Source organism: Polynucleobacter sp., assembly GCF_040400325.1.
Taxonomy (GTDB): Bacteria; Pseudomonadota; Gammaproteobacteria; order Burkholderiales; family Burkholderiaceae; genus Polynucleobacter.
The window spans coordinates 1-1,781 of record NZ_JBBAQK010000042.1 but is presented as its reverse complement, the minus strand read 5'-3'; the positions used below and the strand labels follow the sequence as shown (position 1 = coordinate 1,781).

The window sequence follows — 1,781 nt, the reverse complement described above, 5'->3', positions numbered from 1 at the left end:
TTTTTACAAGGATTTTGGCCTGCCCAGCACGATTCGAACGTGCGACCTTGGCCTTAGAAGAATTTGTGGCTACTGGAATGTCTATATCTTTCAATGGCTTACATGCTTTTATCCGGACTGTGTAATAAACTGTGCAATGATTAATAAAAAGAAATCCTGAGTGCATTGCGCATTTCATAGGCAACCAACAAGGGAAGTTCAGGATGCTTAGCTAAAAATTCAGGAAAGAGGCGCTCAATATTTTTACTTGCCTCGCCAATTACTTCGAAATTCCGAATAACCGCATCTTGAATTAATTGGCTGCTGATAAAACCGAGTTCATCAATATCGGCACAGTAACCTTCTATTCGATTTATGGCCTCAAGAATATGTTCCAAATAGTCCCGCAAACGCTGTGGATCACGCGTCATATTGGCATTGCGCCCGCAATCACTGAGCTGCGAAACTTTTCTGGCAAGGCATTCGGCGTCAAAACATCCACTGGAACACCCAATAATTGCTTTAATTTATAGCGAATTGCGCCAATATCAAATAAGGTTGTTTCAGGGCTAGGATCAATCAAGACATCTAAGTCACTACCATCAATATCGGTGCTGTTCGCCACAGAACCAAAAACGCGCGCATTGCTAGCATGATGCGCTTCAATAATTGAGCGAATCTGTGCACGGTTGGCGTTCAGGGCAATCGAAGGTTTCATAGTCCTACATTATGCAAATATTTGGCCTGAAGATCAACATAAAGGATGTTTTGGCCTGCCCAGCACGATTCGAACGTGCGACCTACGCCTTAGAAGAATTCGTAGCTGCTGGAAAGTCTATATATTCCAATGACTTAGACTCGTAAATCGGGACTATGTAATAAACTGTGCAATGCGGTTTCGGATTACTTATGCCGGTCACGATCGATCAAAAAACCCACCTTGGTTCGCGTTCGTACTGGCCTCGCTGATTGGCGGATTGCTATGGAAAAAAGCCGTGCCTTAAGTTGACATAAAAAATTCACACAGCGTAGGTATTATTTAGCAATGAAAATTTTTGCTATTGCATTGCGTCAATTTACTTTTGGGCTTTTTGGACTCGCTCTCACCCAATCCGTCTTCGCACAAAACGCTGACGTCCTCGTGTTTAAAGATTTTTATAAGCTTCCAGTGGGCTCAAAAGGCCTCGAGATGACCGATGCTTTGCGTAGCGCCAACGGTAAACAACGAAAAATTGTTGGCTACATGGTGCAACAAGAACGGCCTCACTTGGGACGATTTTTACTCTCGCCTCGGCCGGTTCAAATGAGTGAACATGCCGATGGTGAAGCCGATGACCTTCCCGCTGCGCTGGTTACTGTGTACTTGGACGCATCGCAAAGCGATTGGGCGGTTCCTTACACCAGAGGTCTCATTAGCCTGACAGGAACCATCGAGGTGGGTCGATTGGAAGAAACCGACGGACGCGTTTCTTGGGTCCGCATGCGAATAACGCCCGAGGCTACCCGCGGCATGAGCCCTTCTGAGTTAGACCGGTACTTTCATTCACTACAACACAAACATTAATTTCCCTTTTCCCTCATTCCACCCTCAACCTCTAAGTTAGTTTATCTATGAACTTATCGAACCCTCCATCCAAATTTTGGATGTCTGCACTGGGACTCGCCGCCTTGTGTGCGACCCAAGCTTTCGCAGCCCCCACCGTGACACGTCTTACTCCGCCGAGTGAAATGTTCAGCAGCGGTAATACTGCGCCCGTTATTGCCCGGTTTTTACCAGGCCAGCGCTTTGATTTGCAAGCAAC

General features: G+C 46.2%; 4 protein-coding genes. 2 read left to right on the top strand and 2 right to left on the bottom strand.

Features of this window, described 5'->3' with window-relative positions; translation table 11 throughout:
• Positions 1-140: 140 nt before the first annotated feature.
• Entirely contained in the window at positions 141-410 is a 270-nt protein-coding gene (locus ABWP14_RS11410; protein ID WP_353203094.1) for a HepT-like ribonuclease domain-containing protein, read from the bottom strand.
• Positions 407-697 (bottom strand): nucleotidyltransferase family protein, encoded by a 291-nt coding sequence (locus ABWP14_RS11405; RefSeq protein WP_353203093.1) that lies wholly within the window; start codon positions 695-697, stop codon positions 407-409. The genes ABWP14_RS11410 and ABWP14_RS11405 overlap by 4 nt, the downstream gene beginning before the upstream one ends.
• 11 nt (positions 698-708) lie before the next feature.
• Between ABWP14_RS11405 and ABWP14_RS11400 the strand changes: the two genes are divergently transcribed.
• Positions 709-843: a hypothetical protein gene (locus ABWP14_RS11400; RefSeq protein ID WP_353203092.1), complete on the top strand. Its 135-nt coding sequence runs from the start codon at positions 709-711 to the stop codon at positions 841-843.
• A 337-nt stretch (positions 844-1,180) separates the two neighbouring features.
• Positions 1,181-1,543: a hypothetical protein gene (locus tag ABWP14_RS11395; protein WP_353203091.1), complete on the top strand. Its 363-nt coding sequence runs from the start codon at positions 1,181-1,183 to the stop codon at positions 1,541-1,543.
• Positions 1,544-1,781 lie beyond the last annotated feature (238 nt).

Bases quoted from the DNA above. Each gene is read 5' to 3' on its own strand.
- ABWP14_RS11405 (WP_353203093.1), bottom strand. From the start codon at position 697: ATGAAACCTTCGATTGCCCTGAACGCCAACCGTGCACAGATTCGCTCA.
- ABWP14_RS11400 (WP_353203092.1), top strand. From the start codon at position 709: ATGCAAATATTTGGCCTGAAGATCAACATAAAGGATGTTTTGGCCTGC.
- ABWP14_RS11410 (WP_353203094.1), bottom strand. From the start codon at position 410: ATGACGCGTGATCCACAGCGTTTGCGGGACTATTTGGAACATATTCTT.